Here is a 3,014-nt window from a genome sequence, read left to right on the forward strand (position 1 = left end):
TGGCGGCCCTGCCGGTCCCGCCGGCGTTCCGCATCGCCCCCGAGGGACGGGCCACGGCCGACCAGACCTTCGAGTCGCTCACCCTCCTGCCCGGAGGGCACACCCTGGTCGCGGCGCTGGAGGGCCCGCTGGCCGGGGACGGCAAGGACGCGAGCGGGCGCACCCTCCAGCGGATCCAGACCTGGGAACGGCGCCGGGACGGGGAGTTCGTCCTGGGTCGCCGGTACGCGTACCCCGTCGACGCGGGCCACGGCATCGCCGAGCTCGTCGCGACCCGGGACGGGCGGCTGATCGTGCTGGAACGGGGCTTCACCCGCGAGTTCAAGATCACCGCCCGGCTGTACGCGGCCGACCCGCTGGGCGCGAGCGACACGTCGAGGACCGGGACGCTGACCGAGGGGCCGGGGCTCCGGCCCGCGCGCAAGACCGCGATCGGCGACCTCGACGCCTGCCCGACGCTGGGCGCCCCGTCGAAGCTGCCGCAGAACCACCCCCTCGTCGACAACATCGAGGGCATGACCGCCCTCGGCCACGACGACGCGGGCCGCGTCCGGCTGCTGCTGGTCAGCGACGACAACGAGCTCCCGCAGCAGATCACCCGGCTGTACCGGGTGGACGTACGGCTTCCGGCGCGGCACGGGCAGGAAGGGCGGGGCGGGGCCCGGCTCCGTGCCCGTGCGGCCCTCGGGGCCGTCAGCGGGCCGGCAGGGTGCGCGGGTCCCGCGGTCCGCCGGCCCGCTCCACCAGCAGCGGCAGCAACCTGTGCCGCCACGTGTCGAGATGGACCATGCCGCCGGACATCCCGCCGTGGGCGTACCGCTGCCGGTACACGTGCGGCGCCGGCTCGCCGTGGAGGTCGACCTCCACGAGCTCCTCGAACGTCGCCCGCAGGAGGCCGGCGACCGCTTCGGCCGACGGCGGGACGTCCGTACCGGACAGGGCGTCGCGCAGCGCCTGCCAGACGTGGGGATCGCCGCGCAGGCCCCATCGGCCGGGCGCCGGGTCGAAGAGCTCGGACATCTTCGCCACGGCGGCATGGTCATGTGCCATGGCGTCAGTCTCCCAGGGCCCGGGGCCTGTCCGGCCCTGATCCGCCGGACAGGCCCGGGACGTGCCTTTCGGATCACGGAGTGACCGAGCGTGGGACCTTGTCATGGGTGGTCGGCCTCATGTGGTTCCGGTTGGCCTCCGCCGATGCTGCATGCCGAGTTCCGCGATCCCCTGCTGGTGGCTGTCCACGACGCCGAGTGCCCGCGGACACATGAGGACGACTTCTTTCTCCGCGTGGTCGGCGAGGTCCCGAGAAGGAGAGTGCTCGACCTCGGCTGTGGGACGGGGCGGCTGGCCCTGGGCCTGGCCGCGGCCGGCCACGTGGTCACCGGCGTCGACCCGGCCCGCGCCTCGCTCCAGGCCGCCCGCGCCAAACCCGGCTCCGAACGGGTGACCTGGGTGGAGGGGACCTCGGCGGACCTGCCCGATGCGGCGTTCGACGTCGCGGTCATGACGAGCCATGTCGCACAGTTCTTCGTCACGGACGAGGAGTTCGACCGTGCCCTGACCGATCTGAGGCGTGCGCTCGTGGCAGGCGGGCGCCTGGTCTTCGACACCCGGGACCCCGAAGCCCGGCGCTGGGAACCGGTCGGCGACGGAGACGGCGAGCTTCTCGTGATCGCCCGCCGCTGACGTCCCGCAGGAGAAGGGCCGGCCAGAGCACTCCCAGCGGAACGACCGCCCACGACGGGGGCGGCGGGGGCCCGCGGTCGGCTCGGGCCCACGGCTCCCCCGTCTACGCCTGCCGCCACGCCGAGTCCCTCAGCAGCCGCAGTCCGTTCAGGCCCACCAGGACCGTCGAGCCCTCGTGGCCCGCGACGCCCAGCGGGAGCGGGAGGTGGCCCGCGAGGTCCCAGGCGACCAGGGCGCCGATGCAGGTGCCCGCGAGCACCAGGTTCTGGACGACCAGGCGCCGGGCGCGGCGGGAGAGGGCCACGACGGCCGGGATCGCGCGGAGTTCGTCTCGGACCACGACCGCGTCGGCGGTCTCCAGGGCGAGGTCGGAGCCGGCCCGGCCCATGGCGATGCCGGTGTGGGCGGCCGCGAGGGCCGGGGCGTCGTTGACGCCGTCGCCGACGAGCAGCACCTTGGCGCCCGCCCGTTCCCACTCCCGTACCGCTTCCGCCTTCTCGTGCGGGAGGAGGCCGGCGCGAACGTCGGTGAGCCCCGCCTCGGCGGCGATGCGGGCGGCCGCGCCCGCGTTGTCGCCCGTCAGGAGAGCGGGGGTCGTGCCGGTCAGCCGGGCCAGGGCCGCGACCGCTTCCGGGGCGCCCTCGCGGAGCCGGTTGGAGAGGTCGAGGACGGCGGCCGCGGAGCCGTCGACGAGGACCTCGACGGCGGTGTCGGCGTGGGTGCCCGCCGCCCGGCGGACCCGCACCTCGCGGCCGTCGACCACCGCCCGTACCCCCCGCCCCGGCTCGGCGGTGAAGTCGCTCGCCTCGGGGAGCTCCAGGCCGCGGGCGCGCGCCTCGGCCACCACCGCGCGGGCCAGGGGGTGTTCGCTGGGCAGTTCCGCCGCCGCGGCCAGGGCGAGGGCCGCGTCGTCACCGTGGACGGCGGTCACCTTCGGCGTGCCCTCCGTGAGGGTGCCCGTCTTGTCGAGGGCGACCCTGTCGACCGCGCCGAGACGTTCCATCGCCACGGCCGACTTGACGAGGACGCCGTGGCGTCCGGCCGTGGCGATCGCGGAGAGCAGCGGCGGCATCGTGGCGAGGACCACCGCGCACGGCGAGGCGACGATCATGAAGGTCATCGCGCGCAGCAGGGCCTCGGTGACGTCGGCGCCGAGGGCGACGGGCAGGCCGAAGAGGGCGAGGGTGGCGACGACGACGCCGACCGAGTAGCGCTGCTCGATCTTCTCCACGAAGAGCTGGGTGGGGGCCTTGGTGGCGCTCGCCTCCTCGACGAGGGCGACGATCCGGGCGATGACGGAGCCGGCCGCGTCCTTGTCGACGCGGACGCGG

3 protein-coding genes and 1 pseudogene are annotated in these 3,014 nt (G+C 75.2%); 2 read left to right on the forward strand and 2 right to left on the reverse strand.

The annotated features are described in order from the left end of the window. Positions 1–32: 32 nt before the first annotated feature. Positions 33–518, forward strand: a pseudogene (locus tag CCN56_RS46020) (esterase-like activity of phytase family protein); the annotation flags it as partial. Between the two features lie 175 nt (positions 519–693). Here CCN56_RS46020 and CCN56_RS45160 read toward each other — a convergent pair. Further along, entirely contained in the window at positions 694–1,050 is a 357-nt protein-coding gene (locus CCN56_RS45160) for a hypothetical protein (protein ID WP_256962323.1), read from the reverse strand. A 144-nt stretch (positions 1,051–1,194) separates the two neighbouring features. On the opposite strand from CCN56_RS45160, the gene CCN56_RS34085 reads away from it, so the two are divergent. Further along, on the forward strand, positions 1,195–1,683 hold the full coding sequence (locus tag CCN56_RS34085; RefSeq protein WP_086831693.1) for a class I SAM-dependent methyltransferase: 489 nt from the start codon (positions 1,195–1,197) through the stop codon (positions 1,681–1,683). Between the two features lie 103 nt (positions 1,684–1,786). On the opposite strand, the gene CCN56_RS34090 is transcribed toward CCN56_RS34085, so the two are convergent. Beyond that, on the reverse strand, positions 1,787–3,014 hold a 1,228-nt coding region (locus CCN56_RS34090; protein ID WP_086831694.1), incomplete at its 5' end, for a heavy metal translocating P-type ATPase.

Origin of the sequence: Streptomyces sp. NRRL B-24572 (assembly GCF_002156145.1) — a bacterium.
Classification (GTDB): Bacteria; Actinomycetota; Actinomycetes; order Streptomycetales; family Streptomycetaceae; genus Streptomyces; species Streptomyces vietnamensis.

Coding starts and splice junctions, on each gene's coding strand:
- CCN56_RS45160 (WP_256962323.1), bottom strand. CDS start 1,050: ATGGCACATGACCATGCCGCCGTGGCGAAGATGTCCGAGCTCTTCGAC.
- CCN56_RS34085 (WP_086831693.1), top strand. CDS start 1,195: ATGCTGCATGCCGAGTTCCGCGATCCCCTGCTGGTGGCTGTCCACGAC.